Here is a 579-nt window from a genome sequence, read left to right as displayed (position 1 = left end):
CGTGGTATCACCATCAACACTTCACACGTTGAATACGATACTCCAACACGTCACTACGCACACGTTGACTGCCCAGGACACGCGGACTATGTTAAAAACATGATTACTGGTGCGGCGCAAATGGACGGTGCAATCTTAGTAGTAGCAGCGACAGACGGCCCAATGCCACAAACTCGTGAGCACATCTTATTAGGACGCCAAGTAGGCGTACCATACATCATCGTATTCTTAAACAAATGCGATATGGTAGATGACGAAGAGTTATTAGAATTAGTAGAAATGGAAGTGCGTGAGCTTCTTTCTCAATATGATTTCCCAGGTGATGATACACCAATCGTACGTGGTTCAGCGTTAAAAGCGTTAGAAGGCGATGCGGCATGGGAAGAAAAAATCCTTGAGTTAGCAAACCACTTAGACACTTACATTCCAGAGCCAGAGCGTGCGATTGACCAACCATTCTTATTACCAATCGAAGACGTATTCTCAATCTCAGGTCGTGGTACCGTAGTAACAGGTCGTGTAGAGCGTGGTATTATCCGCACGGGTGATGAAGTAGAAATCGTAGGTATCAAAGAAACT

At 45.1% G+C, this 579-nt stretch carries 1 protein-coding gene; it reads left to right on the top strand.

Going from position 1 to position 579, the window contains the following annotated elements; all coding sequences use genetic code 11:
* Positions 1 to 579: GTP-binding protein (locus ACNAV8_RS11605; RefSeq protein WP_415777755.1), on the top strand; the 579-nt coding region annotated here is incomplete at both ends.

Source organism: Avibacterium endocarditidis (genome assembly GCF_965138825.1).
GTDB lineage: Bacteria > Pseudomonadota > Gammaproteobacteria > Enterobacterales > Pasteurellaceae > Avibacterium > Avibacterium endocarditidis.
Note: the sequence above shows the minus strand (reverse complement) of the source record. Positions and strands in the feature narration are given on the sequence as shown.